Annotated in this window: 16 protein-coding genes; 3 read left to right on the top strand and 13 right to left on the bottom strand. The window is 37.3% G+C overall.

Features of this window, described 5'->3' with window-relative positions; translation table 11 throughout:
- Position 1: 1 nt before the first annotated feature.
- From kdsB to hutH, 7 genes are all read right to left on the bottom strand, one after another.
- Positions 2-745, bottom strand: a complete 744-nt coding sequence (gene kdsB, locus JAZ75_RS15815; RefSeq protein ID WP_132841614.1) for a 3-deoxy-manno-octulosonate cytidylyltransferase — start codon at positions 743-745, stop codon at positions 2-4.
- Between the two features lie 58 nt (positions 746-803).
- Entirely contained in the window at positions 804-1418 is a 615-nt protein-coding gene (locus JAZ75_RS15820; RefSeq protein WP_021188747.1) for a deoxynucleoside kinase, read from the bottom strand.
- Between the two features lie 18 nt (positions 1419-1436).
- Positions 1437-2435: a tryptophan--tRNA ligase gene (trpS, locus tag JAZ75_RS15825; protein ID WP_132771374.1), complete on the bottom strand. Its 999-nt coding sequence runs from the start codon at positions 2433-2435 to the stop codon at positions 1437-1439.
- 112 nt (positions 2436-2547) lie between these two features.
- Complete coding sequence (gene hutG / locus JAZ75_RS15830; RefSeq protein WP_208696576.1) at positions 2548-3507, bottom strand: formimidoylglutamase; 960 nt, start codon at positions 3505-3507, stop codon at positions 2548-2550.
- Entirely contained in the window at positions 3497-5512 is a 2016-nt protein-coding gene (locus JAZ75_RS15835; RefSeq protein WP_208696578.1) for a urocanate hydratase, read from the bottom strand. The genes hutG and JAZ75_RS15835 overlap by 11 nt, the downstream gene beginning before the upstream one ends.
- On the bottom strand, positions 5509-6762 hold the full coding sequence (gene hutI, locus JAZ75_RS15840) for an imidazolonepropionase (RefSeq protein ID WP_208696580.1): 1254 nt from the start codon (positions 6760-6762) through the stop codon (positions 5509-5511). The genes JAZ75_RS15835 and hutI overlap by 4 nt, the downstream gene beginning before the upstream one ends.
- 3 nt (positions 6763-6765) lie before the next feature.
- On the bottom strand, positions 6766-8346 hold the full coding sequence (gene hutH, locus JAZ75_RS15845) for a histidine ammonia-lyase (RefSeq protein WP_208696582.1): 1581 nt from the start codon (positions 8344-8346) through the stop codon (positions 6766-6768).
- A 283-nt stretch (positions 8347-8629) separates the two neighbouring features.
- Here hutH and JAZ75_RS15850 point away from each other — a divergent pair, with 283 nt between their 5' ends.
- Positions 8630-9538, top strand: a complete 909-nt coding sequence (locus JAZ75_RS15850) for a LysR family transcriptional regulator (protein WP_208696584.1) — start codon at positions 8630-8632, stop codon at positions 9536-9538.
- Between the two features lie 70 nt (positions 9539-9608).
- Here the strand turns inward: JAZ75_RS15850 and JAZ75_RS15855 are convergent, their stop codons facing one another.
- Positions 9609-11153 carry a SulP family inorganic anion transporter gene (locus JAZ75_RS15855; protein ID WP_132841622.1) on the bottom strand — a complete coding sequence of 515 codons (1545 nt, stop codon included), beginning with the start codon at positions 11151-11153 and terminating at the stop codon, positions 9609-9611.
- A gap of 389 nt (positions 11154-11542) precedes the next feature.
- On the opposite strand from JAZ75_RS15855, the gene metA reads away from it, so the two are divergent.
- Positions 11543-12487, top strand: coding sequence for a homoserine O-succinyltransferase (gene metA / locus JAZ75_RS15860; RefSeq protein WP_132841624.1), 945 nt, complete (start codon positions 11543-11545; stop codon positions 12485-12487).
- 130 nt (positions 12488-12617) lie between these two features.
- Here the strand turns inward: metA and mazG are convergent, their stop codons facing one another.
- The 4 genes from mazG to gltS form a co-directional block, all read right to left on the bottom strand.
- Entirely contained in the window at positions 12618-13424 is an 807-nt protein-coding gene (mazG, locus tag JAZ75_RS15865; RefSeq protein WP_132841626.1) for a nucleoside triphosphate pyrophosphohydrolase, read from the bottom strand.
- A 53-nt stretch (positions 13425-13477) separates the two neighbouring features.
- Positions 13478-14965 (bottom strand): PLP-dependent aminotransferase family protein, encoded by a 1488-nt coding sequence (locus JAZ75_RS15870; protein WP_208696586.1) that lies wholly within the window; start codon positions 14963-14965, stop codon positions 13478-13480.
- Between the two features lie 53 nt (positions 14966-15018).
- On the bottom strand, positions 15019-15642 hold the full coding sequence (locus JAZ75_RS15875; RefSeq protein WP_132771383.1) for a hypothetical protein: 624 nt from the start codon (positions 15640-15642) through the stop codon (positions 15019-15021).
- 68 nt (positions 15643-15710) lie between these two features.
- Positions 15711-16910, bottom strand: coding sequence for a sodium/glutamate symporter (gltS, locus tag JAZ75_RS15880; RefSeq protein ID WP_232789221.1), 1200 nt, complete (start codon positions 16908-16910; stop codon positions 15711-15713).
- Positions 16911-17372: 462 nt separating this feature from the next.
- Between gltS and acnA the strand changes: the two genes are divergently transcribed.
- Positions 17373-20147: an aconitate hydratase AcnA gene (acnA, locus tag JAZ75_RS15885; protein ID WP_208696590.1), complete on the top strand. Its 2775-nt coding sequence runs from the start codon at positions 17373-17375 to the stop codon at positions 20145-20147.
- A 108-nt stretch (positions 20148-20255) separates the two neighbouring features.
- Here the strand turns inward: acnA and JAZ75_RS15890 are convergent, their stop codons facing one another.
- Positions 20256-20918, bottom strand: a complete 663-nt coding sequence (locus JAZ75_RS15890; protein ID WP_208696592.1) for an ankyrin repeat domain-containing protein — start codon at positions 20916-20918, stop codon at positions 20256-20258.
- Between the last annotated feature and the right edge of the window lie 126 nt (positions 20919-21044).

Genomic DNA, 21044 nt, shown 5'->3' on the forward strand with positions numbered 1-21044 from the left:
TCTAGGATGTGAAGTACGTTTGTATAATACGTTCTAAATCTTCTTGTGTGTCTACAGCGATTGTTTCATGCTCTGTTTCTGCTGTTTGAATAGTGTATCCGTGCTCTATCCAGCGCAGTTGTTCAAGAGCTTCTGTTTCTTCTAAAATACTGATAGGCAACTGCGTTAACTCTTTTAAAACATCAGTTCTATAGCCATAGATTCCGATATGTTTAAAATAGCTATGTTTTGATAACCAATTCTTCTGTTCGATTCCTCTTAGATAGGGGATGGTCTGTCTTGAAAAATAGATTGCTTGTCCGGCAATATTGCGAACCACTTTTGGTATATTTACATTAAACAGTTCGTCTTCTGTATGGATTTTTTTGACGAGTGTGGCAATCTGTGTTTCTTCCTTATCGAAGCAGGATGCTAGCAACTCGATCTGTAACGGATTGATGAAGGGTTCATCACCCTGTATGTTGATGACGATATCAAATCCACTTACCTTGGCTATAACTTCTGCACAGCGGTCTGTTCCTGACTGATGCGAAGAGGCGGTCATGATGACATTTCCTGCGAAGCTCTTTACATGTTCAGCTATTCTGTCATCATCTGTCGCAACGATTACTTCATGTAAACAGCTCGTATTTTTAACTTGCTCATAGACACGCTGAATCATGGATTTACCACCAATATCAACTAATGGTTTACCAGGAAATCTGGAAGAGGCATAGCGTGCTGGAATAATACCGATTACTTTCATTTTTTCAGTTTTAAAAGTAAAGCCAGTCTTGTATTAAAACTGGCCTTTCAATGATTGATTAAAACAAACCAAATAATTGCGATTCAATTTTTTCAACGATAGTACCTAAATCTTCCGGGTTTTTCGTGAAATCTAAATTATCTTTATCAAGAACCATTAATTTACCATCCTTATAATTATCAATCCATTTATCGTATTTTTCATTCAATTTAGATAAATAATCCAATCGAATTCCGGATTCATAATCACGACCACGCACTTGAATATTATTAACAAGTGTTGGAACGGAAGCCTTCAAGTAAATTAATAGATCTGGAGGTTTGATATAATGGATGATACTCTGGAAAATATTGCTATAATTTTCAAAATCTCGCGCACTCATTAAGCCCATATCGTACAAGTTTTCGGCAAAGATGTATGCATCTTCATAAATTGTACGATCTTGGATCATATCAATATTTGTTTTTTGCAATTCAACAATTTGTCGAAAACGACTATTTAAGAAAAAGATCTGCAAATTGAATGACCAACGTTTCATATCAGCATAAAAATCCTCTAAATAAGGATTGTTATCTACCGCTTCAAATTGAGGTTCATATTTGAAATGATCCGCTAATAGTTTTGTTAAGGTTGTTTTTCCGGCACCAATATTTCCGACAATAGCAATATGCATATTTTTGGGTTTTAAATCTTAATAAAATCTTTTAATGCCAATGATTTCACGTACTTCTTTCAATGTTTTACGTGCTGATTCACTCGCTTTTTCAGCGCCTAATTTCGCTACTTTAGCAATATACGCATCATCATTTGAAATATCTTCAATGCGTGACCGTACAGGCTCTGTTGCAATGACCATATCTTCTGCTAACTGTTTTTTAAAATCACCGTAACGAATAGCGCAATTGTTATATAGATCGTTAAAATGTTCTAATGTATCGGGTGCTGACACAACTTTCATCAAATCAAAAAGATTTTGAACAGCTTCTGGTTTAGGTTGGTTCATTTCCGTTGGACCAGAGTCAGATACAGCACGCATTACTTTTTTACGAATTACATCCGCACTATCGGACAAGTAAATACAATCTGCCTCACCATTGGATTTACCCATTTTACCTTGTCCCGCTAAACCAGGGATTTTAACTAATTTATCTGAATAGGTAAAAGCAAATGCCTCTTTGAAATAATCGACATCGTATAAACGATTAAAACGGTTACCAAATGTTCTGGTCATTTCTAAATGTTGCTCTTGATCTTTACCAACAGGAACTTTTGTGCCATGGTGAATTAAGATGTCGCAAGCCATCAAAACAGGGTATGTTAACAGTCCTGCATTCACATTATCAGGATTGCTGCGCACTTTATCTTTAAAAGCAGTAGCGCGCTCCAGCTCTCCCAAATATGCGTTCATATTCATATACAAATAAAGTTCTGCTACTTCAGGTACGTCAGACTGGACATATATCGTTGATTTTTCAGGGTCTATACCTGCAGCAAGATATTCAACAATCACTTGACGTACGGTGCTTTGCAGACCGTGAGGAGTTGGGTGCGTAGTTAAAGAGTGTAAATCGGCTATGAAGAAATAACAATTATATTCATTTTGCATTTTCACAAAATTGCTCAATGCGCCGTAATAGTTTCCTAAATGTAATTTTCCGGTACTTCTAATACCACTGACAACAGTTTCCATATTGCTTGCGAATTTACGGATAAATTCCCTAAATATAGTTCTAGGAATTTTTTCTTTTGCTTTTTTTGCGATTAAAAAATGGATTGCTAGCAATTAAATTATAGCAAAAGATTTAACGGTTAACAATATGAAAGAGTAGGTCCGCTGCTAATTTAGCAGTACGATTGTCAATATCGTACGCCGGATTAAATTCTGCGATATCTATACTTATTAATTTTTCTGAAGAAATGATTAGTTGAAAAATTTCTAAGAAAAAAGCATCAGGCTGGATTCCGTTATGGGCCAATGCACTAACTCCTGGTGCACAGCTTGCAGCAAAAACATCTAAATCGACGGTTAGGTAGAGGTAATCTATTCCTGCTATAAATGACTCAACTTGTTGGATAATTGCCTCGCTATTTGACTTGTGAAAATGTTGAGCTTCTATCCAGTTTATCTGATAATCTTTTACCGCATCAAATAAAGCTTGTGTATTGCTGATTTTTTGTATTCCGATAGGGAGGTAATTGATTTTTTCTTCTTGCTGTGCAATTTGGTAAAAACCTGTACCGGAAGTTGCAATTTCCTGTTCTGGTTTTCGGATATCAAAATGGGCGTCAAAATTAATGATCCCGAGTTTATTGCGGGAATACGACTTGAGTCCTAGATAATGACCAAAAGTAATTTCGTGGCCACCCCCTAATACCATTGGAAAGCCTCCGCGTTGCAGTATAAGTTGGATAAAATAGCCAAGAGATTCTTGCGCATTTTCCAGTTGATGGTCGGAACAATAAACGGTCCCGGCATCAACGAGTTTCGTTTTTTTATCTCGAAATACTGGCAGGTTTGACAATGCTTTTATTAAAACTTCTGGTCCTTTTGCCGCACCTGTTCTTCCTAGGTTTCTTCTAACACCTTCATCGCAAGCAAAACCCAGTATGACATAGCAACCCGTAAGATCCTGTTCATTATTAAGATCGATACATGTGATTACCTGATGCCAACGCAAATGTTCTTCGCTTGTCCCATCTATACGTCCTGTCCACATTTTTCGATCTGCCGGAGTATAATGTTTCTGGTTTTTAGTTTTCATAATCCTTGAAAATTTGGTTTATCGTGTCTGTATCAACAAGATTTGCTAGGGTTACTTTCAACGTAGTAGTACGTTTTAATTCTACTTCTATAGCCTGTCTTGCGGTGTCATTTTGAGCCCATGCTCTGCGGGCAATACCATTATTAACATCGTAAAAGAGCATATTTTCAAGTTTTCTGTCTGCATCTTCGGAACCGTCAAGTAATAAGCCGAAACCACCGTTAATCACCTCGCCCCAACCAACTCCACCACCATTATGGATAGAAACCCAAGTAGCGCCTCTAAAGCTGTCACCGATTACATTATGAATGGCCATATCGGCTGTGAATTTACTGCCGTCATAAATGTTACTTGTTTCCCGGTATGGTGAGTCTGTTCCACTTACATCATGATGATCTCTGCCCAAAATAATCGGCCCCTTTAGTTGACCATTTCTTACCGCAAGATTAAATGCTTTAGCAATTCGAATTCTACCAATTGCATCAGCATATAGAATCCGGGCCTGTGAACCGACAACCAGTTTATTTTGATTTGCTTGTTCAATCCACTTGATATTGTCAGCTAATTGCTGTTTAATCTCAGGGTATGCTGTCTTTTTTAATTCCTGAAGTACCTCAAGTGCGATATGGTCTGTTGTCTTTAAATCTTCTGGATCTGCTGTCGAACATACCCATCGAAATGGACCAAATCCATAGTCAAAACACATGGGACCTAAAATATCCTGTACGTAAGATGGATATCGGAAGTCAATACCATTACTCGCCAATACAGCGGCTCCTGCGCGACTACTTTCAAGTAAGAATGCATTTCCATAATCGAAGAAATAAGTACCACGCGCGACATGGGCATTAATAGCGTCGACGTGACGGACTAAGGATGCTTGAACTTGTGCCTTAAATACATCGGGCTGTTCTGCCATTAGCTTATTTGATTGTTCAAAACTTAGTCCGATCGGGTAGTAACCTCCGGCCCAAGGGTTGTGTAATGAGGTTTGATCAGATCCAACTGAAATATAAATATTAGCATCTAGGAATGCTTCCCATATTTCTATAATATTGCCTATGTAGGCTATGGCGATAATTTCTTTATTTTTAATAGCTTGTTGAACGCGTTCTATGAGATCGTCCATGTTCTCCATTAAGATGTCCACCCATCCTTGTTTATGCCGTTTGCGAGCAGCGGCAGGATTAACCTCTGCACATACCGTGATGCACCCTGCAATATTTCCCGCTTTAGGTTGTGCACCACTCATGCCTCCAAGACCTGATGTTAAAAAGACTTTTCCGTGGATTGTCTCTTCTTTTGACAAATGTTTTCGGAAGGCATTCATAACTGTGATCGTGGTACCATGTACGATTCCCTGTGGTCCGATGTACATATATGAGCCCGCCGTCATTTGGCCATATTGTGTAACCCCCATTGCATTGAAACGTTCCCAGTCATCGGGTTTGGAATAATTGGGAATCATCATGCCGTTTGTAATGACAACCCTTGGAGCATCTTTTGAAGATGGGAATAACCCCATTGGATGGCCACTGTACATATGTAGGGTTTGTTCGTCATTCATTTGGGCCAAGTATTGCATTGTAATTAAATACTGTGCCCAGTTCTGAAAAACAGCTCCGTTTCCACCATAGGTAATGAGTTCGTGAGGATGTTGCGCTATTTGTGGATCTAGGTTATTTTGTATCATTAACATGATGCTACGCGCCTGTAGGCTATTTCCAGGATACGCTTCAATTGGTCTAGCATACATTTCGTAGGTAGGGCGGAAGCGGTACATGTAGATTCTGCCAAATAGCATCAATTCCTCTAAAAATTCTTTTCCAAGTTCTACATGCCACTGCACTGGAAAATAGCGTAATGCATTTTTAATGGCTAATTTTTTTTCATCTTCCGATAGAATATCCTTTCGCTTAGGAGCATGACTTATGTTTTTATCATAAGAAACTTTAGGTGGTAGACTAGTTGGTATTCCTTGTAGAATTTCTTCTTTAAATATCATGATTCTTTTCCTTTCGTATAGATATTAATTCCCTTTTTCCATACCTGATCAGGTTTTAGTGTTCCTTGCATGTATGTAATATTTTGATAATTATTCGTTTTGTAAATAGCAAAATCTGCAAGTTCACCTGGCTGTAGACGACCACGGTCCGTCAGATTTAAAGCTAATGCAGCCCTAAATGTTATTGCAGCGAATACTTCAGCATTGGATAATTTTTCTGTAGTAGCTAAAATCGTCGCTTGGGTCATTAATTGTCCCATTGGAGCAGATCCGGGATTCCAGTCAGTGGCAATGGCTAAGCTAGCGCCTTGATCAAGAAGTTTTCTGGCAGGGGTAAATGCACATCCAATTCCGATTGATGCACCTGGTAAGGCGACGGCAACGGTATTGCTATCGGCCAGAAGTTTAATTTCTGTTTCATGTGATGCCTCTAGGTGATCTGCACTAATTGCATTATACTGAACCGCAACTTTCGATCCTGACGTGGAAAATTGATCTGCATGTACCGTGATATCAAAACCCATTTTCTGCGCCTTAGTAAAGTAATTTTGAATATCGTCGGCAGAAAAGGCGCTTTGTTCGATAAAAGCATCAATTCTATTGGAAAGCTGCTCTTCTTTTAAAATAGGGAATAGTTCAGATGCTATTTCTTCAAGATAGTCTACTGCAGTGCCTTCATAGTCTTTGGGCTTCATATGTGCTGCTAAGCAAGTTGGAATGAGATCAACGGCTATGGATTCTTGTGCTCTTTTTATAGCTCGCAGTATTTTTAACTCTTCTTTAACAGATAAACCATAGCCACTTTTCACTTCAATGGTGGTAATACCTTGTTTTATAAGTGCCTTTGAACAGTTGATAATATTTTTGATTAGTTCAGCTTCACTTGCATTTCGGGTATGTTGTACTGTGCTCCAGATACCTCCACCAGCTTTTGCAATTTCGAGGTAACTGACACCGGCATTACGCAGGGCAAAATCATTAGCTCGATTTCCTGCAAAAGCAATATGTGTGTGACAATCGATATATCCGGGAACACAAACAGTCTCCTCTTCTATGATTACTAAAGTTGCATCATGAGCATGATTCTCCCTTAAACCATCGTAATTACCAATAGCTGCTATTTTTCCATTTTCCGTTAGTATACCAGCGTGTTCTTTAATTACGAGTTGCTGGTCTGAAAGCGCTCCTTTAACCGGAACATTTGTCAATGATAACAATTGTGAGAAAGGACCTATTAATTTTTTACCCATAGTTTAATAGTTGTTGAAATATTCCTGATGAACACCGTGATAAGGTATACCTTGCTGATGTGCAATTTGTTTTGCTTCTGTAATCAAAGTTCCTGAGGAAATGAGCTGTTGAGCAGCTTGAAGTATCTCTTCCATTATTTGATCTTCTTTGATATGTGGAATCGATTTTCTGATCTTTTGGTGTACAGCCTCAATGATAGGCGTTGACTGTAGCGGTTTATGAAAATCAAAAGCCTGGGCCGCACAAATAAGTTCTATACTTAATATTTTACTAACATTATTGATGACCTGCAATAATTTTCGGGCACCGATGGATCCCATACTCACATGATCTTCCTGACCTAAAGAAGTAGGTATGCTATCTGCACTGGATGGAAAACAAAGTCCTTTATTTTCACTTGCTAATGCTGCTGTACTATATTGTAAGATCATAAATCCAGAGTTCAGGCCTGTTTCTTTGAGGAGTAGTTTTGGTACATTGGGCGTATCGCCTTCTAGTGACAGATATACACGTCTATCGGAAACATTTCCAATTTCTGATATCGCCAATGTTGCATAATCAATAGGAAGTGCAATTGGCTGTCCATGGAAACTACCGCCACTAATGGTTAGTTCGCTGTCGATGATGATCGGATTATCGGTTACGGCATTAATTTCAACTTCTATGGTTTCTTTTAAATGAAGCCATGCATTGCGAGAAGCTCCATGTATTTGTGGAATGCAGCGTAAAGAATATGGATCTTGAACACGAGAACAGTTTTTATGTGAGGTAACAATTTCTGAGGTCTCTAATAAGTTGAAGATCGTACTTGCTACATATTTATTTCCTTTGTAGGGTCTCAGTTCATGCAATTGTGGAAAGAAAGGTTTAATGGATCCATTTAGCCCTTCAATCATCAATGTGGCAACCAAATCTGCATTATCTAAGAGATTTTGCATTTCCACGACCGCTTTTACGGCATGAGCTGCCATAAACTGGGTTCCGTTAATGAGTGCTAATCCTTCTTTGGCTCCTAACGTAATCGGGCTGGTGTCAAATCGTGTTAATATTTGAGCTGTTGGAAGAATTTCACCTTTGTACCAGACTTTTCCTAATCCAATTAAAGGTAAAAATAAGTGCGAAAGAGGGGCTAGGTCTCCAGAGGCACCCACTGATCCTTGTTTAGGAACCACTGGAACGATATCCTGATCAATAAACCATAGAATGCGCTCTAACGTGCTTAGTTGAATACCTGAATATCCTTTTGCTAAGGCATGCGCTTTTAAAATCAGCATTAATTTAGACAATTGCTGATCGATGGGCTCTCCTATACCTACTGCATGGCTTTTTAGGATATTTTCTTGTAGTTTTTTAGTATCTGCAGGATTTATCAGCGTAGTACAAAGTGGACCAAAACCTGTGTTTATACCATATACTATTTTACCGGAATCAACAATTTCTTGAACATATTGTGCACTTTGAACAACTTTTTTTACTGTTTGTTCAGTTAATTGACCTTTAATATTTCCATTCGCTATCTGGATTGCTAGCGAGCTGGTCATGGTATCTTCGCCGTACTGAAATTTTTTAGTTTTATTTACCATTAGAATAAATTATTATGTTGATTAAGGATCGTCAAAATCTGTCTATCCTTTCCATTTGATTTATACATTGCTTTTTAAGAAGGAGTGACCATTATTACACTTTTGCATTTTGAACTGTTTATACATGAATCGTACTTAATTATTTAGAAAAAGTTGCCTGTGTATTGGTTTTGTTTCCTAAACGTTCTATCGTGCGTATAGCTGTTAATCTCATTCCGTTATTTCAAATTTAACTCCTATATTTAATAATTATAAATACCAATTTTGGCAAGTATTGATTACTATGAGTTATCAAATAGAATTAAGGCATCTGTATTATTTTAAAGTTTTGGCAGAGGAGTTACATTTTAGAAAAGCGGCAGAAAGGCTTTATATTTCTCAACCTGGCTTATCTCGTCAGATTAAACAGATGGAAGATATTTATAGAGCAACTTTATTTGATAGAGGGAAACGGTATGTTCGACTTACATTAGCAGGCTTTTACCTAAAAAAGGAGGTTGATATTTTATTTAATCAAATGGATAAAATAGCTCGTGAGCTACGTATTATGGGATCAGACGATATCACTGAACTTCGTCTTGGGTTTATCGGTTCAGCAGTACAATCTATTCTTGCTAAAGTACTGGTTCGATTAAAACAAGATTTTCCTGCAGTTGAGGTCGACTTACAGGAGCTTTCTAACGAGATGCAGATTACCAAGGTGTTGAAGGAAGAACTTGATTTTGGACTCGTGCGTTTGGATAATTTTCCAAATGGGATTCGTCATATCGCAATCATCAAAGAACACTTTTCATTGGTCATTCCTCACGATTATCCCATTCAGACGGCAAATTTTAAAACATTAAATGATTTTAAAAATGAACCGTTTATTCTGTTTTCCAAAGATTATAGTCATTCTTATTATGATCTGGTGATGAGTATTTTTAGAGATGCTTCATTTGAACCGCATGTTGCTTTGCGGACGGTAAATGCTTTGACAATTTTCAATCTTGTAGAACAGGGTTTGGGTATTGCAATTGTACCGGCATCTTTAAAAAAAGGATATACTTCTAAAGTAAATTTTATTGATTTAAACCATATTGAACAGCGAACCACTTTATCATTAATCTATAATGCGAATGTAAATCATGCAGGAATTGATCTGTTTTTAAATGTTATTCAGAAGGAATTGAATTTATCGGATGAAGATTAAACTATAAAAGTCCATACTAAATCAGTATGGACTTTTATAGTTTAATCGTGTATGGCTATTCAGCGGTGTTTTAATGAGCACTACCAACTAATACATATCCGAAGAATTCTCTAAACGAGTCGGGGTTGTCCACTGTTCCTCGTTCGGAAATAAGTTTTATGTTGATATTGTTGTTTTTTGCTTTTACTTTAAATTCATCTAAATACTCAATGATATCGTAATCTAATATTTTGGTTTTGCGCACGTCTAATTCTAAGTAAGAACCAGGCTGTAATCCATCTAATTCTTTTACGATCGCTCCTCTATTGACAAAAGTTACCTCTTCTGCAAAATTCATATGAAAAACGTTTCCTTCCTTGACCAGCATAACATGGGAATTATTATAGGATTTGATAAGTGACACAACTACTGCTACAACTAAACCGACAATAATACCTTTAAGGAGATCTGTAGTGAGTATACCAACTACTGTGACTACAAATGGAATTAATTGATCTTTTCCTAATTTTTTCATGTCCAAGAATTGTTTTGGGTTGCCTAATTTGTAACCGATAACCAATAGTATTGCTGCTAAAACTGCATTAGGGATTAAATTAAGGAATGCAGGAATGGAGATCACACTGAGTACAAGCAAGAGACCATGAACTATAGTTGATAGTTTTGACACTCCGCCACTCATCGCATTAGCTGATGACCGAACGATAACTTGTGTAATAGGAAGCCCACCTATTAAACCTGAAAATGAATTACCTATTCCTTGTGCTATTAGCTCTCTGTTGGTTGGTGTCTGACGTTTTAGTGGATCTAATTTATCGGTAGCTTCTACGGATAATAAGGATTCTAAAGAGGCTACAATGGCGATGGTAAATGCAATTTGCCATACCATTGGATTTGCTATTCCATTTGCGAAATCGGGTAGTGTAAATTGTCCCAGGAAGTCGGTTACTGTTTCAGGTACAGGTACTTTGACCAGGAGGTCCTGATCAATAGAAAATACTTCATGGTTTGTATCTCCAATCGTGATCTGGTAAATAATACCAACAATTACAGCAATAAGGGAGCCTGGTAACAATTTGAAGAAGTTGGATTTTTTACCAAGAAAATTATCCCATATAATAAGTATGGCTAAGGAAATAATTGTCATGATTATAGCTCCGGTAGTAATATAAGATGCATCAAAATTTTTGAACGAAAATTTCTCTGTGTATCCGAATGCCAACGGAATCTGTTTTAGGAAAATAGATATACCGATAGCACATAACATACCCTTAATAACGGATGAAGGGAAGTAATATCCAATTACGCCTGCTTTTAATAATCCAAGAACAATCTGTATTAAACCGGCTATAACCACTGCGACTAAAAAGATATTGTATGCCCCTAGGTCTGTGATAGCGGTATAGACGATGACCACTAGGCCTGCCGCTGGTCCTGATACTCCTATGGTAGATTTTGATAGCAGTCCTACAAGGATACCGCCTATAATTCCCGCGATAATTCCGGAGAAAACAGGCGCCCCACTCGCTAGAGCGACTCCTAAACAGAGTGGTAGAGCAACAAAAAACACAACAATACTCGCCGGGATATCTTTTTTCCAATTTTGTAATAGGTTCATAATTAAGAGTGTTTAATGTATTCTTATCATACAACTATCGTTCCTGAGAAAGGTTTTAAAAAGTAATAAAATTTATGTCGGGAGGTATTATGATTTATAAAGAATGGGGGGCAGATTTTCATTCCTGTGTCAAGTTTTTTTTTCTGGTAGATGTGTTTTTAATATTCGATGGTAGCTCTTAAATCGCCTAAAGAGTTGTGTTTTATCGTAATATTAGTGGTTTTAAGTGTTTTTGAGCAATGGAAATCATAATTTTAAGGATGTATCGGTCTGTTTTAAAATCAGTTCTAATTCTATTTATTATAGCTATTATCAACGATGGGTGAGATAACTCATTTAAATTTTTTTATCTTTATGCCCAAACTAAACCAAGGTGAGGGAGGAAGCATATGCCAGTCAAAATACCAGATAATTTGCCAGCTATTGAGCTATTAAAAAAAGAAAATATTTTTGTGATGAGTGATCTTAGAGCCAACGAACAGGATATCCGTCCGATGAAGGTTCTAATTTTGAATTTAATGCCTTTGAAAATTACAACAGAGACTGATTTTATCCGGTTGCTGTCTAATAATCCTTTGCAAGTAGAAGTGGAGTTTTTGAGATTAGATACTCACATGTCTAAAAACACACCTCAAGAACACTTGGAAATGTTCTATAAATCGTTTTCTGCAGTGGAAGATCAGTACTATGATGGGATGATCATTACAGGTGCTCCAGTAGAGATGATGCCATTTGAAGAGGTTAACTACTGGGATGAAGTGACTCGTATTTTTGATTGGGCAAAAAAGCACGTGACGTCTACACTTTATATTTGTTGGGCATCGCAAGCGGCACTTTATCATTTTTACGGCGTTGAAAAAACACCATTAGCGGAGAAACTGTTTGGAGTATATAAACATACTACTTTAGATAAAGCTAATCCTCTATTTAGAGGTTTTGATGATGAGTATTTTATCCCGCACAGTAGACATACGACAATTTTAAAATCTGAAATTGAAGATAAACCAGAAATTGAGCTTTTGTCTGAATCTCCTGAAGCAGGTCTTGCGATACTATCATCACGAGGTGGACGTGAATTTTATTTAACTGGTCATTCAGAATATGCTCCACTTACTTTACATACTGAATATATGCGTGATGTGGAGAAAGGATTAGAAATTGAGGTGCCAGATAATTATTATTTAAATAATGATCCAGCACAGTCACCATTAGTAAGGTGGTCTGGTCATGCGAATTTGCTATTTAATAACTGGTTGAATTACTATGTTTATCAAGAGACTCCTTTTGATTTAAATGAACTTGAATCTTTGGAAGAAATTAAGAGACAAAATTAATATTAGCTTTTAAGCTATCATGAGCAAGCTCGATCTTGTACCGTATAATAGTGCGGTACAAGATCAAGCTTTAATTTCTTTATAGCAGGATGTTTCGGATCTGTTATGAAAAATAAACTTCTATTTATAATTAGCTTAATTTTTTAGCTTCATTCCAATAAATATCCATTTCTTCCAGTGTCATGTCTTGGAGATTTTGTCCATTTTGATTAGCTCTTTGCTCAAGGTAGGTGAAGCGGCTAATGAATTTTTTATTGGTTCGTTCCAGTGCATTTTCAGGATTGATGCCAATGTGACGTGCATAATTGATTAATGAAAAAAGCAAATCACCAAATTCGGCCTCAGCCTTATTTAAATCTGACTCTTCGGGTTTATTAATGTCATATTCAGCTTTGAACTCCGCTAGTTCTTCTTCTACTTTTGCCCATACTTCTTTTTTATCTTCCCAATCAAACCCTACACCACGTACCTTATCCTGTATACGATAGGCTTTAACTAAAGCAGGCAGACCTTTAGGTACGCCGGATAAAACAGATTTGTTTCCTTCTTTTAATTTGAGGGTCTCCCAATTCTGTTTAACCTGTTCTTCATTTTCTACATCAATATCGCCATATACATGGGGGTGACGGCTGATTAATTTATCGCAAATGCTATTGAGTACATCTACTATCGTAAAACGGTTTTCCTCTTCTGCTATACGTGCATAAAAGACCAGGTGCATCATAACATCTCCTAGTTCTTTTTTGATTTCGGGGTAATCTTCATCTAAGATAGCGTCTGTAAGTTCATACAACTCTTCGATGGTTAGATGACGTAAGGACTGCATGGTCTGTTTCTTATCCCACGGGCAAGCTACGCGAAGTGTATATAAAACATCCAATAAACGTTGAAAAGCCGTAGCAGGAGTAGACTCAATTGCAGGAATGGGGTGACTCATATTGAAAAATTTAGATCAAAATTAGGGATTTAAAGATGAAAAATAGCATGCTTCTATTTTATTGTCATTAATGAGTCTCGAAGAATGGTCACACTATTTTCCATTTCCGATTCCGTAAGATTGCCGAAACCAATTCGGATTGCGGTCATATCTTTAGCTTGATATAAGAGTGTTTTTGGAAGAAATAGATTTGCTTTTGCGCATTGCTTCTGTAAATGAATTAAGTTGATATCTTTTTTCCAGTTGGTCCATAGAGCAAGACCGCCGGCAGGAATATCGAAGTCGACATATTCATGTAACTCACGGGCGAGTAAATAACTCATATAATTGCGTCTTTCTTTATACAGTTTGACTGATTTTTTTAAATAGCGATGTATTTCACCTTCTTCAATTAGATCACTTAATACTTGCTCCATGACAAAGTCACCTTGATGATCCATGATATTTAATAACTTTTGTAATTCTTTGATTAGGTTTTCAGGTGCGACGATAAAACCTGTACGGAAACCAGGCGCTAATGATTTACCAAAGCTTCCTGTATAAATAACCATCCCATCATAATCCACAGTTGCCATAGGGAGAAGGGGGGCATCATCATAATGGAAGTCATAATCGTAATCGTCCTCAATGACGGCAAAACCATATTTTGAAGCGAGTGCTAATACGATCGTTCTTCTTTGCTGACTAAGTGTCACTGTCGTGGGATAGTGATGATGCGGTGTCAGATAAAGCAATCTGATCTTTTGTGTAAGACAGATCTGTTCAAGAGATTCGACAACAATTCCTTCATGATCTACTGGAATGGATTTAATTCTAGCCCCGGCCTGTTGGAAGATCATGTTTATTGCAAAATAACTTGGTTGTCCTACAATGACTAAATCGTTTGCCTGTAGTAAGGTTTGAGCAATGAGATAGGTACTCATCTCAACAGACCGTGTGATCAATAGATTTTTAGGTTGGATATGCAGACCTCTACTTTGATTTAAAAAATTGCACAACTGTTCTCGAAATGTGGCTGGTCTTTTTTGATCTGAATATCCTAGGTATTTAGTGTTCTTTTTTCGTTTTAGATTTGCGGTATAAAACTTAGAAAGCTGTTGCAAAGGAGATAGTCTACTATCAGGAATGCCGTCATCAAATTTTAAGATACATGTAGAGGTTTCAAAAGGATTTTCTAATATGGTACTTTTTTCAAAATCATAACCAGTTTGGTCTGCATACTGATTCTGGATTATTGTTTGCGAAAATTCACTATTTTTCCTTGCTTTGGACGTATTTCGAAGTACAAATGATCCTACATTTGGTTTGGTTTCAATCCAACCCTGTGATTCGAGCTCCTGTAATGCAGCAACTACTGTATTGCGATGTATAGATAGTGTTTGCGCTAGCTGCCTACTTCCGGGCAGTTTTGTTCCGATAGGTATAAAACCGCGCTGAATGGCCTGAATGACTTGTTGTGCGAGTTGTACATAAATGGAGGTTTCATCCAGTCTATTCAGGCTGATAAAGCTGTTGAAAGGAATTTGACCCGGACTATTCATATGTTGGATAAATTGAAATTATTAAATAGTCCGGAAAGTTAAGTATTATTAGATTACTCTTGGAGTTTTTTGATTACTTTTCTAATTCTTGTTTTTTTGGATTCCTTTTCGACACCGTCTAAGCGATTTGTGAGCATTTTGCTTAGGTCAGTTTTATATTGTCTTGGAACAACTTTTAAAGCCTGTTCCGCGTACATTGGAAGCTGATTGGGCGGGCATTTTAGTAACTGTTCATGTAATAACGGAAATACATCTTCATGCTCCAGTGATAAGTATTTGATTAATATAGCAATACATTTATCCCTTGTGATAACAGAACCTTGTTCAGCAATAGCAATTAGTTGTGGTAGGAGCGGGAAAATAGCTTCATGTTGTAATAGAAGAATAGCATCCAGTGCTGTCATAGCTCCCCACTGTAAACGGTTATCCTTACTTGTTAACAGCGTGATAAAATCCAAATAGTATGCCGCTATCATAATAGGGGATAAGTACCCAATTTCGTAAAGAACTTTGATGCAATCGTGTTGGATCCTTTTGTTTTTGCTTTGTAGTAATTGAATTAATTCTTTAATAGCTTCATTGTCCTCTGCGCTGACGATTTGTTTTGCCAATGAAATATTGGCTGACTCATCTGTTTTCCCTAAACTGGAAGATAAATAATTGAAAACATGGATCATGTGCAATTACGTTTTTATTATTTTTTAATGTTGCTTCGAATGGAATTGTTAGATTATTAATAAAATTTTTAGGATAGGTAACTTACAAATAATTTAATAAACAAGTTATTTAATATATCAACAAAGAATGCACCTACCATGGGTACGATTAGAAACGCTTTGTGGGACGGCCCATATTTGTCGGTGATCGATTGCATATTCGCAACAGCCGTCGGCGTTGCGCCTAGTCCAAAACCACAATGTCCAGCACTGAGCACTATAGCGTCATAATCGCTTCCCATTACTCTGAAAGTAATGAACATTGCAAATAGTATCATAAGTACTGTTTGTAAGATCAATATAACTAAAACTTGTGAAGCAAGGCCCTGTAATTGCCAAAGCTGTAAGGACATTAGTGCAATGGTCAAAAATAGATATAAACCGGTATTGCCAAGCACATCTACAGCATGATCATTTACAATATAACTGGACGATCTGCTAATGGTATTGCGAATAATAACACCTACAAAAAGGCACCATACAAAATTTGGAAGTTCCAACCATGAACCTTTGCAATATTCATACAATAAATGTCCCAATGCTAGACAAATTGCAAACATAGTCAGGGTTTCAATCATATTGCGAACATTGATTCTTCGGTTTGAATCAGGGTTTTCGAACATTTCAATTGGCGCTCCTCTTTCTTGAATATTTTTTGTAGGTTGGATATTCTTCTTTTTTAAAAGCACTTTTGCTACGGGGCCACCGATGAGACCACCCATGACCAGACCATAGGTAGCACATGCCATTGCGAGCTCCATCGCTCCATTTATTTGGAATATATCGGTGAGATTTTGGGCCCATGCCGCACCAGTACCATGTCCCCCTGTTAAGGTAATAGATCCGGCAATAAGTCCATAACTAGGATCAATGCCTAGCAGAGATGCCACGGATATCCCAAAAACATTTTGAACGATCATGAAAGATCCTGTTAGAAAAACGAATATCAAAAGTGGTTTTCCTCCTTTTTTTAATTTATCGAATTCTGCACTTAAACCAATTGAAGTAAAAAAGAAAAGCATCATGGTGGTCTGAAGCGAACCTTCAAAGGTAAAATTGATACCCATTGTCGCATGCAAGATGTAAAGGACAATTGCAACGACAAACCCTCCTACAACAGGTTCTGGTATATTGTAGTTTCTCAGGAAATTTATTTTTTTAACAATAAAAAATCCTAAAATCAAAACAAGACAGGCAAAAGCTAGGGTTTCAAATAGTCCAAATGTCATATAGCTATCTATAAGTGGGTTTGTCATTCAAATAAAACGGAAAGTTAAGAATAAAATAATAACTTGTATTTGACTTCTCTGTAGGTGTAAGGTTAATTAAAATATTTTCACTGTTTTTAGTCCTACATCTAACGGTTTATTCGCGTGCATTTTCCTTTCATAGTTGTAATCATGTTGAAAGCATTGATGTCTTGATTTCGAATAGGATAGATTATTGGTTCTTATTATCCCCAACTATGTACAGTTTTAGTATGTAACATACATTATCGTTAGTTTTTCACTACTCGGCTAGATCTTATATTTTTCTCATTCATTTTGAAAATGCGACTGTGAGTTTAAATAATGAGTGTAACATTTCTACTCTTTAGTAATCTATTAAAACTTAATATTCTATTCATTGTTATTTGTTTTGCTTCTCAATAGTTAATTAAGTAAATTTATGTACCAACAAAACGTGTCAATATGAGTACAACGAACGCCAAATCTTTAAAGTCAATAAGTATAAACGGGAAAAGCTATCATTATTGTTCGCTTAAAAATCTTCCCGAAGGCTCTGTAAGTCATCTTCCTTTTAGTATCCGCATTTTGCTTGAAAATGTGCTACGGAATTACGATGGTTTTAGCATTACCGACGAACATATTCATACACTCATCAACTGGACACCAGCTCCTGTCGATAAGGACATTCCTTTTAAGCCAGCTCGTATTCTGATGCAAGATTTTACTGGTGTTCCTGCTGTAGTCGATATGGCCTCGCTCCGGGCTGAATATGTACGTCATGGAAAAGATGGTCAAAAGATCAACCCTGCAATTCCAGTGGACTTGGTGATTGACCACTCTGTGCAGGTGGATTATTATGGAACAGATTATTCTTACGGAAAAAATGTTGAACTGGAATACCAACGTAATCAGGAACGTTATGAATTGCTCAAATGGGCACAGCATGGATTGAAAAACTTTACCGTAGTTCCTCCGGGGATGGGAATTTGTCATCAGGTCAATCTTGAATATCTTGCTAAGGGGATTATTGAACGCGAGGGATGGTTGTTTCCGGACACCTTGGTTGGTACGGATTCGCACACGCCTATGGTGAATGGTCTCGGTGTAGTAGGATGGGGAGCCGGCGGTATAGAAGCGGAGGCTGCTATGCTGGGACAGCCTATATTTTTTACTTGCCCGGAAGTGATTGGATTAAAATTGACCGGGAAAATACCGGATATCTGTACGGCTACCGATATGGTATTATCGATTACTAAAGTACTTCGTGATAAAGGTGTAGTAGGAAAGTTTGTTGAACTTTTTGGAGATGGTCTGGACCATTTAACAGTTACGGATAGAGCGACTATTGCTAATATGTCTCCAGAATTCGGGTGTACGATTACTTATTTTCCTATCGACGAACGGACGTTGGAGTACATGCAAACAACCAATCGTACAGCAGAACACATCAGGATCGTAGAAGAATACAGCAAAGAAAACCTATTGTGGAGAACTGGTCACGAAGAAATTAATTTTTCTTCAATTGTTGAATTTGATTTATCGACATTAGAACCAACGGTTTCGGGTCCAAAGCGGCCGCAGGATAAAATCTTGGCTAAGGATCTTGGTAGCCAGTTTGCTAATCTGTTGCAACAGGAATACCAGCGTAATTATAGTCTTCCGAATCAGAGAAAAGAATCGGCATGGCTAGCTGACGGTGGTTCTGGAACAGAATTTACTTTTGGTAAAGTTCCAAAAAATACAGATTCTACAATGGAGGTTGTTCAGGATACAATGCAGGCTGTTCGAATTAAATATAAAAACCAGGAATTTATTTTGAGCGATGGTAGTATTGTTATTGCCGCTATTACGAGCTGTACCAATACTTCTAATCCAGCTGTTATGATCGGCGCTGGATTGTTGGCAAGAAATGCCATAGAAAAAGGATTGCGTACGAAATCATGGGTAAAAACTTCACTAGCACCAGGATCAAAAGTCGTGACACAGTACTTAGAGCGTTCAGGTTTGAGTACTGATCTGGAAGCTCTTCGCTTTCATACTGTGGGATATGGATGTACTTCTTGTATTGGAAATTCTGGTCCATTACCTCCGCATATTGCGGAAGCCGTAGATAAAGGAGAATTGGTGGTGGCCTCTGTACTTTCGGGTAACCGAAATTTTGAAGCTAGGGTACACCCTCAGGTAAAAATGAATTTTCTCATGTCGCCAATGCTAGTGGTTGCTTACGCTTTAGTAGGGAGGGTCGATGTTGATCTGATAAATGATCCATTGTCGTACGATCCAAACGGAAATCCCGTGTATCTGAAAGATATATGGCCAAGCCGTGAGGAAATCGTCCAGACAGTCAATGACTGTGTCAAACAAAGCGATTTTCAGGAAGTCTATGATGTGATCTTTGATGGCTCTGAAGACTGGAAAAATTTAGAAGTAAATCTAGCCGAGCGTTTTGAATGGAATAAAAGTTCGACTTATATTAAAGAAGCTCCTTTTTTTGAAAACCTTCAGGTAAATCCTGATCCAGTGGCTGATATTACAGGAGCTCGTGTATTACTGTATTTAGGTGATTCGGTTACAACTGACCATATTTCGCCAGCAGGCTCTTTCCGTGAAGATAGTGCCGCAGGAAAATATTTAGCAGAACATGGTGTGAATAAAGCTGATTTCAATTCTTACGGTTCCCGTCGTGGTAATCATGAAGTCATGATGCGCGGAACCTTTGCCAATGTGCGTATTAAAAATAAAATTGTAGATCAAGAAGGCGGTTTCAGTATATACTTTCCAAGTGGTGAGGTAAAGACAGTTTATGAAACGGCTATGGAATATCAGAAAACGCATACACCACTGATTGTATTGGCTGGAAAGGAGTACGGGTCTGGCTCATCTCGTGACTGGGCGGCAAAAGGTGCTTATTTATTAGGTGTAAAAGCTGTTATTGCAGAGAGTTTTGAAAGGATACACCGCAGCAATCTTGTTGGTATGGGGGTTGCCCCATTAGTTTTCATTGATGGACAAAATACCGCCACTTTAGGTTTGGATGGTACTGAAGTTTTTGATATTACAGGAATTGCGGATAATCTAAAACCTCATAAGCTTTTGGATGTGAAAGCAATACATCGGAGTGGGAAAATAACAGAATTTAAGGTTCAGGCCCGGATGGATTCGGCTATTGAAATTGAATATTACAAAAACAATGGTATTTTACAATACGTCTTAAGGGATTATTTAAAAAACAGTTAATGCGTATTTTTTCAATTTATATATGTAAAATATAAGAAGGGTTTGGCTATTTATAAAGTCAAACCCTTCTTTGTTTTAATATTCAGTAAACTTGATATAAGCTGATTTTTATTTTTTGGACGTTTTCTCTAGTAGCTGAACAATGTCCGAATACCCCTTGGCTTTAGCATGTGCTAATGGGGTTTTTTTATCATTATCAGCAATATTTATATTGCAACCTGCATCAATCAGTGTTTGGATTACGTTGACAAATTTTTGACTGCCATCACCTAGGATTACTGCTTCCATTAATGCGGTCCAACCTAACCTATTGACGTGATCAATAGGAAATCCTTTTGTGTTGGCCAGTAATTTCACAACCTCCAGATGTCCGCGTTCGCTGGCAGGTATTAGGGCTGTTCCATTATACCTGTTGAATATATCAAATCGAGCTCCATGAGATAGATAGAGCTGTACAAGTTTTAGGTGTCCTGCCGCTCCTGCATATAAAAAAGGACTATCTTGAATTTTATCTTGTTGATTCACATCTGCTTTGTAAGATACCAATAACTTTGCCATCTCAAAGTTATTATTATGTGTTGCGATCAGTAATAAGGATTTTCCATTTTTATCAGTTAAATTAACGTTTGCACCTTTTTTCAATTCCTCTTCAACGAATAGCAATTGATTTTTCTGGACTGCCTCCAGTAAGTTCGTTTGTGGATGAGTATTCATATCGTTATTACAAGAGTTCAGGAAAATGAATGAAAAAAGTAAGATAAGATGTTGCATAGGTATTAAATAAGTGATGATAAGTGTTGAAAATCAATTGTTTCATGAGCAAAGTTAGTCAAATAAGTTCTGAATAAAATGTACCATTTATGCGAAAACTTGTACATTTTATAATTGATATCCCAG

Source organism: Sphingobacterium sp. UDSM-2020, from assembly GCF_016132525.1.
Classification (GTDB): domain Bacteria; phylum Bacteroidota; class Bacteroidia; order Sphingobacteriales; family Sphingobacteriaceae; genus Sphingobacterium; species Sphingobacterium anhuiense.